Source organism: Pseudomonas sp. zfem003 (genome assembly GCF_032621675.1).
GTDB classification, from domain to species: domain Bacteria; phylum Pseudomonadota; class Gammaproteobacteria; order Pseudomonadales; family Pseudomonadaceae; genus Metapseudomonas; species Metapseudomonas otitidis.
Window position 1 is genome coordinate 407793 of the sequence record NZ_JAVYJG010000001.1, and the last position, 14559, is coordinate 422351.

Genomic DNA, 14559 nt, shown 5'->3' on the forward strand with positions numbered 1-14559 from the left:
ACAGGAAAAGGAATCAGGAAATGCTCGGCATACCTTCCAAGCACAAACTGTGGATCGCCACGCCCAAGAAGGACTGGTCAGGAGGCACCATGGTGTTCGTCTTCGGCCATTCCGTATGGGGTGTATCCGATGGTTTTTTCACGCTTCCGAAGGGGTCACAGGTCGGTTTCTACAGCGACGCGGGCGAAAACATGAATGCCCAGCGGGCCAAGGCCATGCTCTGGGATATCAACGACCTGGAGAAACCAGACCACATCATTGCGCAATACAAGCAGGTCCAGAACCTGAGTCTGCTGCCCGCACCGGAGCACCTGGGCGGTGTTCGCGCGGCATTCGAATATTCCAGCATCAAGGGCAACGCGATCCCTATCATCACGTCCAATACGAGCTACGGCGTCACGCTGAAGACGATCGTCGAGGACTTCCCGAACAAGTACATCATCTGGCTCGGGTGTCGAGGCATGCAGATCATCTGAAATCCCCCATCACTGCCTGGAGACCTGCATGAGGATCGCCAGCTTCAATATCGAGAAGAACGGGAAGTCCTCTCCGGACATCAAACAAGGCCAAGTCAGCACCTTCATCGATAACTGTTGCTCCAACCAGTTCTGGGACGTCGACCTCGTCTTCATTTGTGAGATGCACTCCGCCCAGTTGGAGAACTATGTCCTCGCGCTGAGCAGCATGTATCCGACCTACAAGACCATCGGATTCCATGGAGGCCACTCGAACGGGTACATCGTGATGGCCAAGGAAAGCCAGAACATCGTGGTCGACAGCCAAGGACACCTCTTTGCCTTGAACAGGGACCTCATCGCCGTAGAGGCAACCGGCTGCAGTGGATACACCGGCTACGTGATCCTGGCGCACTTCAAGTCAGGCCAGAACAACATCACCAAATCGCAACTCCAGAGCTGCACTGGAATGGGGGGCAACTGGGTAGTTACGGGGGACATCAATTACGACTACAGCAAGTTCGGCCAGCTTGGTATTGCCGGGAGCGCCCATGAGTGCTGGAACGGGCAAGCCACTCAGGCGAAGGGCGGCATCCTCGATTGGGTATTGGCATCCACAAGCGTGACAGTCACCCCCCTCGACATCACTGGATTGGCAGGCACATTCGATATGTCAGGCCCAGACCATCGCCCGATCGTGTTTGACGTCACGGCCTGATGGCAGGTGATAGGACCGGAGAACCCTCAGTCAAAGGAGTGACAGCATGCCAACCAGGCTCATCATCGGTGCAGGGACCTCCGCAGCGGTCTTCCTGCAAACCATGGACACCGAATACGACACCGTCGTGGTCGGCGAGGACGGCCTCTGGGCCAAGCTGCCGGACCACCCCATGGGGCAGCCGTCCCACCTGCTGCACCTGCCGGGCACGCCTGTTCCCAGGGTCGGCATCGCCAATGGCGAGCAGGACCTGCAGGGATTCCTGGCCTCCGCCACCTATCAGGACCAGGTCTCCAGAATCGTCTCCGGGCATCGCTACGGCTACCAGCCCACGCGCCGTATCCGGCGGATCAGCCGCTCGCTGTCACAGCCAGGCAAGTTCGTCGCCTGGTTCAACCAGGACGCCGCGCTGATCGTCAACCAGGTCATCATCGCCACCGGCATCGGCCCCCAGAAGGGGCCACCCACGATAGAGGGCGTGCCCTCGCAGGATCTGGCGTTCACCCCGATCATCGAAGGCATCCAGTTCCTGGAGAACGAGGATGAGCGAACACCACGGATCGACCGGGCGATCTACGGCGGCGGGGCAACGTCTGCCTGGGTGGCGGCACTGGCCATGCAGACGTCGGAGCGCATGGGCTGGTTCGCCCGCAGCGGGGGCACCGAGTTCAGCGGCTCCGTCCTGCCCGGCAACCGCAATGCGCTGGTCATCAAGGCTTGTGAAGATCTGAACCTGAAAGCCCTGGAGAACATCGAGAAGATCGAGGTCGTCGGGACCAGACTCCGCATCCACGTGACCGGAAAGGACTACTGCTACCTCGCCGATCAGTTCATCTATTCCCTGGGGGGCGACGACCACACTGCCGCCAGCTCGATCTACGCCATGCTCGACGCGAACATCCGGGACACGCTGGTCCCCTACAAGGACATCAACGGCGCCCTGGGCCGGATCGGAGACGGCACGCTCGCCTGGACCACACCTGAGGATGGGCAAACCCAGAACCGGGTCATGATCGTCGGCGCCGCCACCTACAACTTCACCAAACCCAACACCCGGAAGCAGTCCGCCCCCATGGGCGACCTGCCCTGGAATGCCCAGGTCGCGGACGGTGTCGCAGTGGTCACCGCCTCCATCTCCGCGCTCAACACCTTCATCCCGATCAAGCAGCGCATGGGAAACAAAGGCGGGGATGGCTGGTACGACGTGGACATCACCGAGAACTTCACCAACCTGAACATCGCGGACCGGAACCAGCTGGCGGTTCTCTTCACGCTCATGTTCGACGAGTGGCATGCGGGTGCTATCGAGCTTCTGGTGAACAGAGTCATCGCGGAGCGCAGCAAGAAGGAACAGATAGCCCGAAATTCTCACGAAGTGTTCGGCATTGACCTGGGAACGCTCTTCGCCCTGGTGAAGGAGGTTGACCCCAGCCTTGAAAACCATGAGATCAGCTTCCGCTGCAGGTTGGTCGGGCTCACCGTATGACACTCCCCAGCCCATCTTGGAAAGCGGCACGACCAACACATTCCAAGGGGGTGAATATGAATGAATTTTCATGGAAAAAGCCCACTCGGCACGAAGCAGAATAGGGTTCCGAAACGAGCTTTAAAGGGATCTGAGCTTGAAAATACTCAACTGGAACACAAAACTCTGCGTGCAAAGCCAGGCCGATGTAATCGAGTGCTTCATCAAGGAAAAGAAGCCCGATGTCATCCTGCTTCAGGAAGTTGGCAGTGGCTCCGCTATCAGCAATTACCTGGACAATCTCGCCATCCAGGACTCCAGTAACTGGGCCGTCCTTACCGAGCCAGAAGGATACGGCGGCAAGAACTACTACGTTGTTTTCCGCAAGAAGCACATCACGTCCATTCCCAATAGCCTTACCCGCTTCAATCCCCAAATGGACCCTTCTTCGACCAAGCTCTATCAGTGGTCAGACCTGCTCTTTGGCCCTGTCAATGGCCGCAGCCCCGTTTATGCCGACGTTGAGTACAAAGGCCGAAAGTACCGAATTGCAAACTGGCATGCGCCTATAAAAAGACCCACTTACGGTGAACTTTCCCGCAACCTCAGTGGTGGCAACAATCTTGAGGCGCTCCTCGGCGTTGACTCTTCGCTGGCATTCGACCCCATGCGGAATGCCCGGCGCACGATCCTCGCGGGCGACCTCAACATCCACCAGTCGGTACTGGATTTCGATTGGCAGTACGAACTGGCCGGTTCGGACGACATGGATGAGGATGACGACAGCGATGACTACAGCTACACCGCCAAGAAGCGCAAGAAAATAACAAAAAGCCCCACCCGAAAAAGCAAGTCCAGGGGCATCACCAAACAGAAAAAGATGCCGGTACGCGAAAAGAAGGAATACATGAGGAACGAAACGCTATTTCACGACTACACATCCATCTCACCCACCTATACGAAGAGTCTTGAACATATTCTGTTCTCCTTCGATTCCGCCTTTGACCTGCACATCATGAGCCCAGGCGAAACTCAGACGATAAATGCCGAAGACGTCACCAACCTCAGCGACCACACGCTCATGTTCGTCAAGTTGACCGGAGCCTGACGCGAACCGCTGAAAGAGAGCCTGCCCACATGATCCCGATGGGGTGCTGAGCCGGGATATCACCAACGTCCGGCCTCTCTGCCCACCCTGCAACGGCGCGAGAAACGGCAACCCTCATCTCTACTGACCGCAAGGACGACAGGACACGCGATGACCCGAGCCACGGACTCCAACACCAGCCTCTCGCTCAACGCTGGCAGCCTTACCGATCTCTACCCCGAGGCAGCTTCAGGACGTGAAGCCTTGGGGCAGCTCGACGAACTCGTCCTGCTCGGCAACAGCGCCACTGCCCTCACCCTCCCCGACGCCATCGCCACCCACCTCACCCTCACCCTCCACAACGACGCCAACCAGCGCCCCCTCGACGCCCTGGCCGCAGAAATCCGCCAGCTCCCCGCCGATGCCACCGCCGACCGCTACCAGGTGGTGCTACGCCCCTGGCTCTGGTGGCTGACGTTGGCCAGCAACAACCGGGTGTTCCAGAACCTGTCCACCAGCGACATCGTCACCACGATTTTCAAGGCCCATGGCTTCACCGATTTCAAGCTGTCGCTCTCCGGCAGCTACGAGCCGCGCGAGTATTGCGTGCAGTACGGGGAGACGGATTTCGCCTTCGTTTCGCGGCTGCTGGAGGAGGAAGGCATCTTCTGGTTCTTCACCCACGAGGATGGCAAGCACACGCTGGTGCTGGGCGACAGCAGCGATGCCTTCGTGCCGATCCCCAACGGGCCGAAGGTGCCCTACCTGGGCCAGGGCATCGGCGTGCGTGAGCTGCATGGCATCCGTTCGGCACAGTACAGCGTGCAGGCGGTGAGCGGGGTGTACAGCGCCACGGACTACGCCTTCACCACCCCCACCACCTCGCTCTACAGCAAGGCCGAGGCGGTGGCCGGGCCGCTGTCGATGTACGAGCACCCGGGCGGCTACATCGCCAAGGCGCGGGGCGATGCCTTGACCAAGCAGCGCGTGGACGGGCTGCGCAGCCAGGAGAAGCGCCTGATCGGCGAGAGCGACTGCCGCTGGCTGGTGCCCGGCCACTGGTTCACCCTCACCGGGCATGACGACGCCAGCCTCAATATCGACTGGGTGGTGACTGCCGTCACCCACGACGCCAGCCACGAGCACTACCGCAACCGCTTCGAAGCCATCCCCAAGGCCACTGCCTACCGCCCGCCCCGGCTCACGCCCAAGCCACGCATGCACACCCAGACCGCGCAGGTGGTGGGCAAGGCCGGCGAGGAGATCTGGACCGACCAGTACGGCCGCATCAAGATCCAGTTCCCCTGGGATCGCGACGGCAAGAACGACGAAACCTCGTCCTGCTGGGTGCGCGTGGTGCTGCCCTGGAGCGGCAAGGGCTTCGGCATGCAGTTCATCCCGCGTATCGGCCAGGAAGTGATCGTCACCTTCATCGACGGCGACCCAGACCGCCCGCTGGTCACCGGCTGCGTCTACAACGGCGACAACACCCTGCCCTACGCCCTGCCGGACAACCAGACCCAGTCCGGCATCAAGACCAACTCCTCCAAGGGCGGCGGCGGTTTCAACGAGCTTCGTTTCGAGGACAAGAAGGACGCCGAGGAGGTCTTCCTCCAGGCGCAGAAGGACATGAAGGTCAACGTGCTCAACGACAGCACCGCCACCATCGGCCACGACGAGACCCTCACGGTGCAGAACGCCCGCACCCGTACGGTGAAGGAAGGCGACGAGACCATCACCCTGGAGAAGGGCAAGCGCACGGTGACCATCCAGACCGGCAGCGACACCCTCGACGTGAAGGACAGCCGCACCGTCAGCGTCGGCGCCGACCAGACCCACAGCACCGGCGGCAACTACAGCCACAAGGTGAGCGGCAACTACGAACTGACCGTGGACGGCAACCTCACCATCAAGGTGACCGGCACCCTCACCCTGCAGAGCAGCGGCGACTTCACCGCCAAGAGCGACAAGAACCTCACCACCCAGGCCGGCATGGCGCTCACCGACAAGGCCGGCACCTCGCTCACCAACCAGGCCGGCACCTCCCTGGACAACAAGGCCGGTACCACCCTGACCAACGACGCCGGCGTCAGCCTCACCAACAAGGCCGCTGCCGAACAGACCGTGGACGGCGGCGGCATGCTGACCATCAAGGGCGGTCTGGTGAAGGTGAACTGAGAGGGTGTCTACAAAATGGCTGCACTTGGCAATACTGCGTTGAAAACGATCTCGAAATGCTCATTTACAGCACGTAAACTCCGCTTTCTCGATCATTTTCGCCTTGTCTTGCCTTCGTTCGCCTATCTTGTAAACACCCTCTGAGGCGTCCATGGCCAACGGCAATCTCGACCTTACCCGTGGCGATAGCCGCCTCCAGGGCTGCCTGGAAGATGGCGCCCTCGACGGCCCGGTACGCATCCAGGAAGCCGGCCGCCCCCAGGCCCAGCTCCTCTATGCCAACGGCGTACTGCACGGCACCAGCACCCTCTACCACCCCAACGGCCAGGTGTCGGCGCTGCTGCCCTACATGGACGGTCGCCTGCAGGGCGTGGCCCAGTACTTCGCAGCCGAAGGCGGGCTGCAACGCAAGGTCGGCTACCGCCAGGGGCTGATGCACGGCGAAGCCAGCAGCTACTACCCGGACGGCAGCCTGGCCGAACTGGAGCAGTACCGCGACGGCGTGCGCGACGGCCTCTACCAGCGCTTCCACGGCAACGGCCAGCTGGCCCAGCGCAGCCGCTACCTCAACGGCAAGCCGCTGGACGAAGGCCAGGGCTTCGCCGAGGACGGCCGGCCGCTGGACGCCGAGGGCAAGCCGATCTCGCGGCTGCGCTGGTGGTGGAGGCGCTGGAGCGAATCGAGCGAGGTCTGATCCGACCCTGAGCGATACCTAGGGGATCAGCATCTGCATCTGGCCCGGCATGGCGACCTTGATCACCCCCGCCCAGTTGCACATCAGCACGCAGTTGGCATCCAGCGAAGGCATGTTGCCCAGCAGCATCGTCGGCGCCCCCGGTATCCAGGGTGAAGCCGTGGCGGGGATGCACGGCATCGGCGTCAGCGCGCCCAGTGCGGCAGCGGTGGCGGCGGCCACCATGGGGTTGGCGAGGCTCTGGCACATGCCGAAGGGCATGATGTTCACCAGCGGGATGTGATCCATGATGTTCGCCGCCGGCATGTTGTTGGTGAGCGTCCGGTTGACCGGCAGCACGTTCAGCACCGACGGCGCCACCCCGAAACTGCATTGCAGCGTCGCCCCGCTGCACACCTGCGGACATCCCATCGCACCCCCTCCTTTTGCTGGTCGGCAGTGACTCTAGACCAGCGTCCCGCCCTCCACCAGCGTCCCCATGCCGCTTTTTCGCCGACAAACCGGCGCAGCATTCCGTATCGCAAAATACGATACAGAATCTGGATCAAGACACCTCCCGCGCGCCCAGCCCAACGACCAAAAACCTCGCCCCAGAGCGTCAGCCCACGCTCAAAGCCCAGGAAAAACGCAGCATGCAAGGCTCAGGCATTGGAGCCGGCCATTTGCAAAGCGATACACGACCTCTACGCGATACATATTTTTATGTTTGATATTTGATTTCGTATCATTTAAAAAGAGCGCCATGGCCCTCCCACGAACCCTGCATGGCTGGAGAACGGCATGTACGCACAATTGGTAGAAACCGGCGCCAAGCGCGTGAAGGCGCTGGACGAGATGTCGCCCGAGGAACGCGCCTTCCAGGAGCGGATCGACGCCGAGATCAAGATCGAACCGAAGAACTGGATGCCCGACGGCTACCGCCAGACGCTGATCCGGCAGATTTCCCAGCACGCCCACTCCGAGATCGTCGGCATGCTGCCGGAAGGCAACTGGGTCACCCGCGCGCCGACCCTCAAGCGCAAGCTGCAGCTGATGGCCAAGATCCAGGACGAGGCCGGCCACGGCCTGTACCTCTACAGCGCCATGGAGACCCTCGGCGCCTGCCGCGACGAGGAGGTCGCCAAGCTGCACGCCGGCAAGGTGAAGTACTCCAGCATCTTCAACTACCCCACGCTGAACTGGGCCGACATGGGCGCCATCGGCTGGCTGGTGGACGGCGCCGCGATCGTCAACCAGGTGGTGCTGCAGCGCACCTCCTACGGCCCCTACTCCCGCGCCATGGTGCGCATCTGCAAGGAAGAGTCCTTCCACCAGCGCCAGGGCTACGAAATCCTCCTGCACATGATGCGCCACGGTAACCAGGCCCAGCGGGACATGGTCCAGGACGCCATCAACCGCCTCTGGTGGCCGGCACTGATGATGTTCGGCCCGAGCGATGCCGACTCCCCCAACAGCGCCCAGTCCATGGCCTGGAAGATCAAACGCCAGAGCAACGACGAGCTGCGCCAGCGCTTCATCGACCAGACCGTGCCGCAGCTGGAGTTCCTCGGCTGCACCGCCCCCGACCAGGACCTGAAGTGGAACGAAGCGCGCGGCCACTACGACTTCGGCGAAATCGACTGGAGCGAGTTCTACGAAGTGCTCAAGGGCAACGGCCCCTGCAACCACGAACGCCTCGCCACCCGCCGCAAGGCCATCGAGGACGGTGCCTGGGTGCGCGAAGCCGCCGTGGCCCATGCCCGCAAGCAGCGTGAACGCAGCGCCGCCTGACCTGACGACAAGAAGGGCGCCGGCACGACCCGGCCCCATGAGGAGATAGCCCCATGACTGAGTGGACCCTTTTCGAAGTTTTCGTGCGCAGCAAGCACGGCCTCAACCACAAGCATGTCGGCAGCGTGCACGCCGCCGACGCCCGCATGGCCATCGACAACGCCCGCGAGCTGTACACCCGCCGCAACGAGGGCGTGAGCCTGTGGGTGGTGCCCTCCGCACTGATCACCGCCTCCGCCCCGGACGAGAAGGAGCCGCTGTTCGACCCGTCCCAGGACAAGGTCTACCGCCACGCCAGCTTCTACGAGCTGCCGGCCGAAGTCGGCCACATGTGAGGCGCCTGCCATGACTGCCAAGCACGATCTCATCGACCTCCTGCTGCGCCTCGGCGACAGCGCCCTGATCCAGGGCCAGCGCCTGTGCGAGTGGTGCGGCCGGGCCCCGGCCCTGGAAGAAGAACTGGCGCTGATGAACGTCGGCCTCGACCTGGTGGGCCAGGCCCGCAACTGGCTGGACTACGCCGCCGAGCTGCTGGACGACGGCCGCGACGCCGACCACCTGGCCTACCGCCGGGACGAACGCGCCTACCGCAACCTGCTTCTGGTGGAGCAGCCCAACGGCGACTTCGCCGTCACCATGACCAAGCAGTTCCTCTTTGATGCCTGGCACTTCCAGGTGCTGCATGGCCTCTCCACCTCCGCTGACGAACGGGTCGCCGGCATCGCCGCCAAGGCGCTGAAGGAAGTCACCTACCACCTGCGCCGCTCCAGCGAATGGGTACAGCGCCTGGGCGACGGCACCGAGGAAAGCCACCGGCGCATGCTCGCTGCCGTGAGCGCGCTGTGGCGCTTCAGCGTCGAGCTGGTGAATGCCGACGAGGTGGAGCAGCGCCTGTTCGAGGCCGGCCTCGTCCCCGACCCGCAGCAGGTCGCGGCCGGCTGGCAGGCCAAGGTCGCCGACGTGTTCGCCCGCGCCACCCTGCCGCTGCCGGCGCCGGCCAGCCCCTTCTACCTCTCCGGTCGCAAGGGCCTGCACACCGAGCACCTGGGCCTGCTGCTGGCCGAGATGCAGTTCCTCCAGCGGGCCTACCCCGATGCGAGCTGGTGAGCTGATCGCCAGCGACCGCGCGCCCCTCGGCGCCGGCGACGTCACCCGTGCCTGGCAAGTGCTGGATGCGGTGATGGACCCGGAAGTCCCGGTGGTCAGCGTGGTCGACCTCGGCATCGTGCGGGCGCTGGAGCGCGACGGCGGCCGGCTGCACGTGGTGGTCACGCCCACCTACTCCGGCTGCCCGGCCACCGAGGTCATCGAGCGGGACATCGAGCAGGCGCTGCTGCAGGCGGGCTTCGTCCCGCGCCTGGAGCGCCGCCTGACGCCCGCCTGGACCACCGACTGGATCAGCACCGAAGGCCGCGAACGGCTGCGCGCCTACGGCATCGCCCCACCCGAGGGCAGCGCCAGCAAGCGCAGTCTGCTCGGGGAGGCGCCGGAGATCCGCTGCCCGCAATGCGGCAGCGCCCACACCGAACAGCTCAGCGAATTCGGCTCCACCGCCTGCAAGGCCCTGCACCGCTGCCGGGACTGCCTGGAGCCGTTCGATTACTTCAAGTGCATCTAGGCGGGCGAGCACGAACGGCGGCGCTCGCCTTCGTCCCCCGCGCGGCCAAGCCGCAGGAGAGAACATGAGCCAATTCCATAGCCTGACCATCAAGGACGTGCGCCCGGAAACCCGCGACGCCGTGTCCATCGCCTTCGACATCCCCGAGAACCTGGCCGAGGCCTTCCACTTCACCCAGGGCCAGTACCTGGTGCTGCGCACCGAGCTGGATGGCGAGGAGGTACGCCGCTCCTACTCCATCTGCACCGGCACCAGCGACGGCGAACTGCGCGTGGCCATCAAGCGCGTGGCCGGCGGGCGCTTCTCCACCTTCGCCAACGAGCGCCTGCAACCCGGCCAGCGCCTGGACGTGATGCCGCCGGACGGGCGCTTCTTCGTGCCCCTCGACCCGGCTCGCCACGGCCAGTACCTCGCCGTGGCCGCCGGCAGCGGCATCACGCCGATCCTGTCGATCATCAAGACCACCCTCGAGCGCGAGCCCCACAGCCGCTTCACCCTGCTCTACGGCAACCGCTCCAGCGCCTCCGCGCTGTTCCGCGAACAGCTGGAGGATCTGAAGAACCGCTTCCTCCAGCGCCTCAACCTGATCTTCGTGTTCAGCCGCGAGCAGCAGGACGTGGACCTCTACAACGGCCGCATCGACGCCGACAAATGCGGCCAGCTGTTCGCCCGCTGGATCGACGTGAAAGCCCTGGATGCCGCCTTCATCTGCGGCCCGCAGGCCATGACCGAGACCGTCCGCGACCAGTTGCAGGGCCACGGCCTGGCCGCCGAACGCATCCATTTCGAACTCTTCGCCTCCGAGGGCGCCGCCGCCCGCCGCGAGGCCCGCGAAGCCGCCCGCGCCGCCGACAGCGCCAGCAGCCAGGTCACCGTCATCAGCGACGGCCGCGCCCTGAGCTTCGACCTGCCGCGCAACACCCGCAGCGTGCTCGACGCCGGCAACGCCCAGGGCCTGGAACTGCCCTACTCCTGCAAGGCCGGGGTGTGCTCCACCTGCAAGTGCAAGGTCATCGAAGGCGAGGTGGAGATGGACAGCAACTTCGCCCTGGAGGACTACGAAGTGGCCGCCGGCTACGTGCTCTCGTGCCAGTCCTACCCGGTCAGCGACAGGGTCGTCCTCGACTTCGACCAGCCCTGAACCGACTCGCTCCGCAGGGTGGGCTTCGTCCCCAGCGCCCTCGGACAGCTCCGTAGGGTGGGCTTCAGCCCACCACGTCCCGTGCATCCATCGGTGGGCTGAAGCCCACCCTACGAGGAGACAGCTCCACTCGCTTCACCTGCGTTGCACCGCCTCTACAACCACAACAAGAGAGAGCACCCATGACCCCGCACGACCTCGAACGCATCCGACAGCACCCGGATTTCATCCAGTTGGTCCGGCGCAAGCAGCGCCTGACCTGGTCCCTCACCGGCGCCATGCTGGTCATCTACTACGGCTTCGTGCTGCTGGTGGCCTTCGCCCCCGGCGTGCTCGGCCAGTCCCTCAGTGGCGGCGTCACCAGCGTCGGCATGCTGGTGGGCGTCGGCGTGATCCTGCTGTCGTTCGCCCTCACCGGCATCTACGTCTCGAAGACCAACAGCGTCATCGACCCGCTCAACGACAAGGTCAAAGAGGTGCTCGCCCCATGAAAGCGCTCGCCTCCCTGCTGCTCGGCGCCGGCCTGCTGGCCTCGCCGCTGGCGTTCGCCGCCGATGCCGGCCGCCCGCTGAACTGGACGGCCATCTACATGTTCCTGGCCTTCGTGGTGTTCACACTCGGCATCACCCGCTGGGCCGCCCTGCGCACCCGCTCCACCGCCGATTTCTACACCGCCGGCGGTGGCCTCACCGGCTTCCAGAACGGGCTGGCGATCGCCGGCGACATGATCAGCGCGGCGTCCTTCCTCGGTATCTCCGCGATGATGTTCATGAACGGCTACGACGGCCTGCTCTACGCCCTGGGCGTGCTCGCCGGCTGGCCGATCATCCTCTTCCTGATCGCCGAACGCCTGCGCAACCTGGGCAAGTTCACCTTCGCCGACGTGGTCTCCTACCGCCTGGAACAGAGCCCGATCCGCATCACCGCCGCCTTCGGCACCCTCACCGTGGCGCTGATGTACCTGGTGGCGCAGATGGTCGGTGCCGGCAAGCTGATCGAGCTGCTGTTCGGCCTCAGCTACCTGCAGGCGGTGCTGCTGGTGGGCGTGCTGATGGTCTGCTACGTCACCTTCGGCGGCATGCTGGCCACCACCTGGGTGCAGATCATCAAGGCCGTGCTGCTGCTCTCCGGCACCAGCTTCATGGCCTTCATGGTGCTCCGGCATTTCGGCTTCAGCACCGAGGCGATGTTCGCCGCCGCCACCGAGGTGCACGCCAAGGGCACCGCGATCATGGCGCCGGGCGGGCTGCTGTCGAACCCCGTCGACGCCATCTCCCTGGGGCTCGGCATGATGTTCGGCACCGCCGGCCTGCCGCACATCCTCATGCGCTTCTTCACCGTCAGCGACGCCCGTGAAGCGCGCAAGAGCGTGTTCTACGCCACCGGCTTCATCGGCTACTTCTACCTGCTGCTGATCGTGGTGGGCTTCGGCTCCATCGTCATGGTCGGCACCAACCCCGAGTTCCGCGACGCGGCCGGCGCCATCATCGGCGGCGGCAACATGGTGGCGGTGCACCTGTCCCACGCGGTGGGCGGCAGCCTGTTCCTCGGCTTCATCTCCGCCGTGGCCTTCGCCACCATCCTCGCGGTGGTGGCCGGGCTGGCGCTCTCCGGCGCCTCCGCCGTGTCCCACGACCTGTATGCCTGCGTGGTGCGCAAGGGCAAGGCCAGCGAGCGCGAGGAAATGCGCGTCTCGCGCATCGCCACCCTCGGCATCGGCGTGCTGGCGGTGATCCTCGGGCTGCTCTTCGAGTCGCAGAACATCGCCTTCCTCTCCGGCCTGGTGCTGGCCATCGCCGCCTCGGTCAACTTCCCGGTGCTGTTCCTCTCCATGTTCTGGAAGGGCCTGACCACCCGTGGAGCGGTCGCCGGCAGCGTCGCCGGGCTGCTCTCGGCCATCGTCCTGCTGGTGCTCAGCCCGGCGGTGTGGGTCAACGTGCTGCACCACGAATCGCCGCTGTTCCCCTACTCCAACCCGGCGCTGTTCTCCATGGGCCTGGCCTTCTTCAGTGCCTGGGCGTTCTCGGTGACGGATGCCTCCGAGCGCGCCCGGCAGGAACGCGGCCGCTACCTCGCGCAGTTCATCCGCTCCATGACCGGCATCGGCGCCGCCGCTGCCAGCCGCCACTGAACCCACGGATTGACGGACACAACAACAATGAAACGCCTCAACCGGACCACACCGCTGCTCGCCACCCTGGCCCTGCCCCTGGCCACCCCGGCCCTGGCCGGCTTCGTCGACGACAGCAAGGCCAGCCTGGAGCTGCGCAACCACTACATCAACCGGGACTTCTGCCAGCACGGTGCGGCCCAGTCCAAGGCCGAGGAATGGGCCCAGGGCTTCACCGCGCGCATCGAATCCGGCTTCACCGAAGGCACCGTCGGCGTCGGCCTCGACGCCATCGGCCAACTGGGCGTCAAGCTGGATTCCAGCCGCGACCGGCGCGGCACCGGCCTGCTGCCCTTCGGCCCCACGAGCAAGGAGCCAGTGGACGACTACAGCGAACTGGGGCTGACCGCCAAGCTGCGCGTCTCCAAAAGCGTGCTGCGCCTGGGCACCCTGCAACCGCTGCTGCCGGTGGCCACCTACAACGACACCCGCCTGCTTTCTTCCACCTTCCAGGGCGGGATGCTGACCAGCCAGGAGCTGGACGGCCTGACCTTCAACGGCGGCCGCCTGACCCGCGCCAACCTGCGCGATTCCTCCGGCCGCGATGACATCGGCTACGGCGCCGCCACCAGCGACGCCTTCGACTTTGCCGGCGGCACCTACGCCATCAACCCGCAGCTGGCGGCCAGCTACTACTACGGCAAGCTCGACGGCATCTACCGCCAGCAGTTCGCCGGCCTGGTGCACACCCTGCCACTGCCGGGCGGCTTCAGCCTGAAGAGCGACCTGCGCTACTTCGACAGCCGGGGCGATGGTGCCGAACGCGCCGGGCGCATCGACAACCGCAACCTCAACGGCCTGTTCAGCCTCAGCCAGGGCGGCCACCGCCTCAGCGCGGCGTTCCAGCGCATGTCCGGCAGCAGCGCCTTCCCCTTCCTCAACGGCGGCGACCCCTACGTGGTGAACCTGGTGACCTACAACACCTTCACCCGCGCCGAGGAAGACGCCTGGCAGCTGCGCTACGACTACGACTTCGCCGCCCTCGGCGTCCCCGGCCTGACCTTCATGACCCGCTACGTCGACGGCCGCAACGTCAAGACCACCGGCGGTGATCGCGGCGAGGAGTGGGAACGCGACACCGACATCGCCTACGTCATCCAGAGCGGCGCCCTCAAGGGTGTCAGCCTGCGCTGGCGCAACGTCACCTTCCGCTCCGGCAACGGCCTGACCACCGACCTGGACGAGAACCGCCTGATCCTCGGCTACACCCTGGCCCTCTGGTAGCGCCACCCACGAGCCCCAGCCGGCACCCGGGGTGCCGGC

The 14559-nt window shown here is 64.6% G+C and carries 15 protein-coding genes; 14 read left to right on the forward strand and 1 reads right to left on the reverse strand.

Features of this window, described 5'->3' with window-relative positions; translation table 11 throughout:
- The first annotated feature begins 20 nt into the window (after window positions 1-20).
- The 6 genes from RTK35_RS01815 to RTK35_RS01840 all read left to right on the forward strand — a co-directional run bounded on the left by RTK35_RS01815 (window position 21) and on the right by RTK35_RS01840 (window position 6597).
- Window positions 21-476 (forward strand): putative adhesin, encoded by a 456-nt coding sequence (locus RTK35_RS01815; RefSeq protein WP_316907229.1) that lies wholly within the window; start codon window positions 21-23, stop codon window positions 474-476.
- A 28-nt stretch (window positions 477-504) separates the two neighbouring features.
- Window positions 505-1173, forward strand: coding sequence for an endonuclease/exonuclease/phosphatase family protein (locus RTK35_RS01820; protein WP_316907230.1), 669 nt, complete (start codon window positions 505-507; stop codon window positions 1171-1173).
- Between the two features lie 46 nt (window positions 1174-1219).
- Window positions 1220-2659 (forward strand): hypothetical protein, encoded by a 1440-nt coding sequence (locus tag RTK35_RS01825; protein WP_316907231.1) that lies wholly within the window; start codon window positions 1220-1222, stop codon window positions 2657-2659.
- A gap of 136 nt (window positions 2660-2795) precedes the next feature.
- A complete protein-coding gene (locus tag RTK35_RS01830; protein WP_316907232.1) occupies window positions 2796-3746 on the forward strand; it encodes a hypothetical protein in 951 nt (316 codons plus the stop codon).
- A 150-nt stretch (window positions 3747-3896) separates the two neighbouring features.
- Complete coding sequence (gene tssI, locus RTK35_RS01835; RefSeq protein WP_316907233.1) at window positions 3897-5903, forward strand: type VI secretion system tip protein VgrG; 2007 nt, start codon at window positions 3897-3899, stop codon at window positions 5901-5903.
- A gap of 151 nt (window positions 5904-6054) precedes the next feature.
- Entirely contained in the window at window positions 6055-6597 is a 543-nt protein-coding gene (locus tag RTK35_RS01840; RefSeq protein WP_316907234.1) for a toxin-antitoxin system YwqK family antitoxin, read from the forward strand.
- 18 nt (window positions 6598-6615) lie between these two features.
- Here the strand turns inward: RTK35_RS01840 and RTK35_RS01845 are convergent, their stop codons facing one another.
- A complete protein-coding gene (locus tag RTK35_RS01845; protein WP_044404039.1) occupies window positions 6616-7008 on the reverse strand; it encodes a DUF4280 domain-containing protein in 393 nt (130 codons plus the stop codon).
- A 369-nt stretch (window positions 7009-7377) separates the two neighbouring features.
- Here RTK35_RS01845 and paaA point away from each other — a divergent pair, with 369 nt between their 5' ends.
- The 8 genes from paaA (at window position 7378) to RTK35_RS01885 (ending at window position 14520) form a co-directional block, all read left to right on the forward strand.
- Window positions 7378-8367 (forward strand): 1,2-phenylacetyl-CoA epoxidase subunit PaaA, encoded by a 990-nt coding sequence (gene paaA, locus RTK35_RS01850; protein WP_316907235.1) that lies wholly within the window; start codon window positions 7378-7380, stop codon window positions 8365-8367.
- Between the two features lie 53 nt (window positions 8368-8420).
- On the forward strand, window positions 8421-8702 hold the full coding sequence (gene paaB / locus RTK35_RS01855; protein ID WP_044404046.1) for a 1,2-phenylacetyl-CoA epoxidase subunit PaaB: 282 nt from the start codon (window positions 8421-8423) through the stop codon (window positions 8700-8702).
- A 10-nt stretch (window positions 8703-8712) separates the two neighbouring features.
- Window positions 8713-9474, forward strand: coding sequence for a 1,2-phenylacetyl-CoA epoxidase subunit PaaC (gene paaC / locus RTK35_RS01860; protein WP_316907236.1), 762 nt, complete (start codon window positions 8713-8715; stop codon window positions 9472-9474).
- The gene (gene paaD / locus RTK35_RS01865; protein ID WP_316907237.1) at window positions 9461-9985 is read left to right on the forward strand and encodes a 1,2-phenylacetyl-CoA epoxidase subunit PaaD; all 525 of its coding nucleotides are present in this window, start codon (window positions 9461-9463) and stop codon (window positions 9983-9985) included. Before paaC ends, paaD begins: the two co-directional genes overlap by 14 nt.
- 64 nt (window positions 9986-10049) lie before the next feature.
- Window positions 10050-11126, forward strand: coding sequence for a 1,2-phenylacetyl-CoA epoxidase subunit PaaE (paaE, locus tag RTK35_RS01870; protein ID WP_316907238.1), 1077 nt, complete (start codon window positions 10050-10052; stop codon window positions 11124-11126).
- Between the two features lie 182 nt (window positions 11127-11308).
- Window positions 11309-11617, forward strand: coding sequence for a DUF485 domain-containing protein (locus RTK35_RS01875; RefSeq protein ID WP_074971070.1), 309 nt, complete (start codon window positions 11309-11311; stop codon window positions 11615-11617).
- Window positions 11614-13257: a cation acetate symporter gene (locus RTK35_RS01880; protein WP_107329814.1), complete on the forward strand. Its 1644-nt coding sequence runs from the start codon at window positions 11614-11616 to the stop codon at window positions 13255-13257. The genes RTK35_RS01875 and RTK35_RS01880 overlap by 4 nt, the downstream gene beginning before the upstream one ends.
- 27 nt (window positions 13258-13284) lie before the next feature.
- The gene (locus tag RTK35_RS01885) at window positions 13285-14520 is read left to right on the forward strand and encodes an OprD family porin (protein WP_316907239.1); all 1236 of its coding nucleotides are present in this window, start codon (window positions 13285-13287) and stop codon (window positions 14518-14520) included.
- The last annotated feature ends 39 nt before the right edge of the window (window positions 14521-14559 follow it).

What these genes read in the sequence shown, in the direction of transcription:
- RTK35_RS01815 (WP_316907229.1), top strand. Translation starts at nt 21, where the DNA reads ATGCTCGGCATACCTTCCAAGCACAAACTGTGGATCGCCACGCCCAAG.
- RTK35_RS01820 (WP_316907230.1), top strand. Translation starts at nt 505, where the DNA reads ATGAGGATCGCCAGCTTCAATATCGAGAAGAACGGGAAGTCCTCTCCG.
- RTK35_RS01875 (WP_074971070.1), top strand. Translation starts at nt 11,309, where the DNA reads ATGACCCCGCACGACCTCGAACGCATCCGACAGCACCCGGATTTCATC.
- RTK35_RS01840 (WP_316907234.1), top strand. Translation starts at nt 6,055, where the DNA reads ATGGCCAACGGCAATCTCGACCTTACCCGTGGCGATAGCCGCCTCCAG.
- RTK35_RS01880 (WP_107329814.1), top strand. Translation starts at nt 11,614, where the DNA reads ATGAAAGCGCTCGCCTCCCTGCTGCTCGGCGCCGGCCTGCTGGCCTCG.
- RTK35_RS01845 (WP_044404039.1), bottom strand. Translation starts at nt 7,008, where the DNA reads ATGGGATGTCCGCAGGTGTGCAGCGGGGCGACGCTGCAATGCAGTTTC.
- RTK35_RS01885 (WP_316907239.1), top strand. Translation starts at nt 13,285, where the DNA reads ATGAAACGCCTCAACCGGACCACACCGCTGCTCGCCACCCTGGCCCTG.
- paaA (WP_316907235.1), top strand. Translation starts at nt 7,378, where the DNA reads ATGTACGCACAATTGGTAGAAACCGGCGCCAAGCGCGTGAAGGCGCTG.
- paaB (WP_044404046.1), top strand. Translation starts at nt 8,421, where the DNA reads ATGACTGAGTGGACCCTTTTCGAAGTTTTCGTGCGCAGCAAGCACGGC.
- paaC (WP_316907236.1), top strand. Translation starts at nt 8,713, where the DNA reads ATGACTGCCAAGCACGATCTCATCGACCTCCTGCTGCGCCTCGGCGAC.
- tssI (WP_316907233.1), top strand. Translation starts at nt 3,897, where the DNA reads ATGACCCGAGCCACGGACTCCAACACCAGCCTCTCGCTCAACGCTGGC.
- paaE (WP_316907238.1), top strand. Translation starts at nt 10,050, where the DNA reads ATGAGCCAATTCCATAGCCTGACCATCAAGGACGTGCGCCCGGAAACC.
- paaD (WP_316907237.1), top strand. Translation starts at nt 9,461, where the DNA reads ATGCGAGCTGGTGAGCTGATCGCCAGCGACCGCGCGCCCCTCGGCGCC.
- RTK35_RS01825 (WP_316907231.1), top strand. Translation starts at nt 1,220, where the DNA reads ATGCCAACCAGGCTCATCATCGGTGCAGGGACCTCCGCAGCGGTCTTC.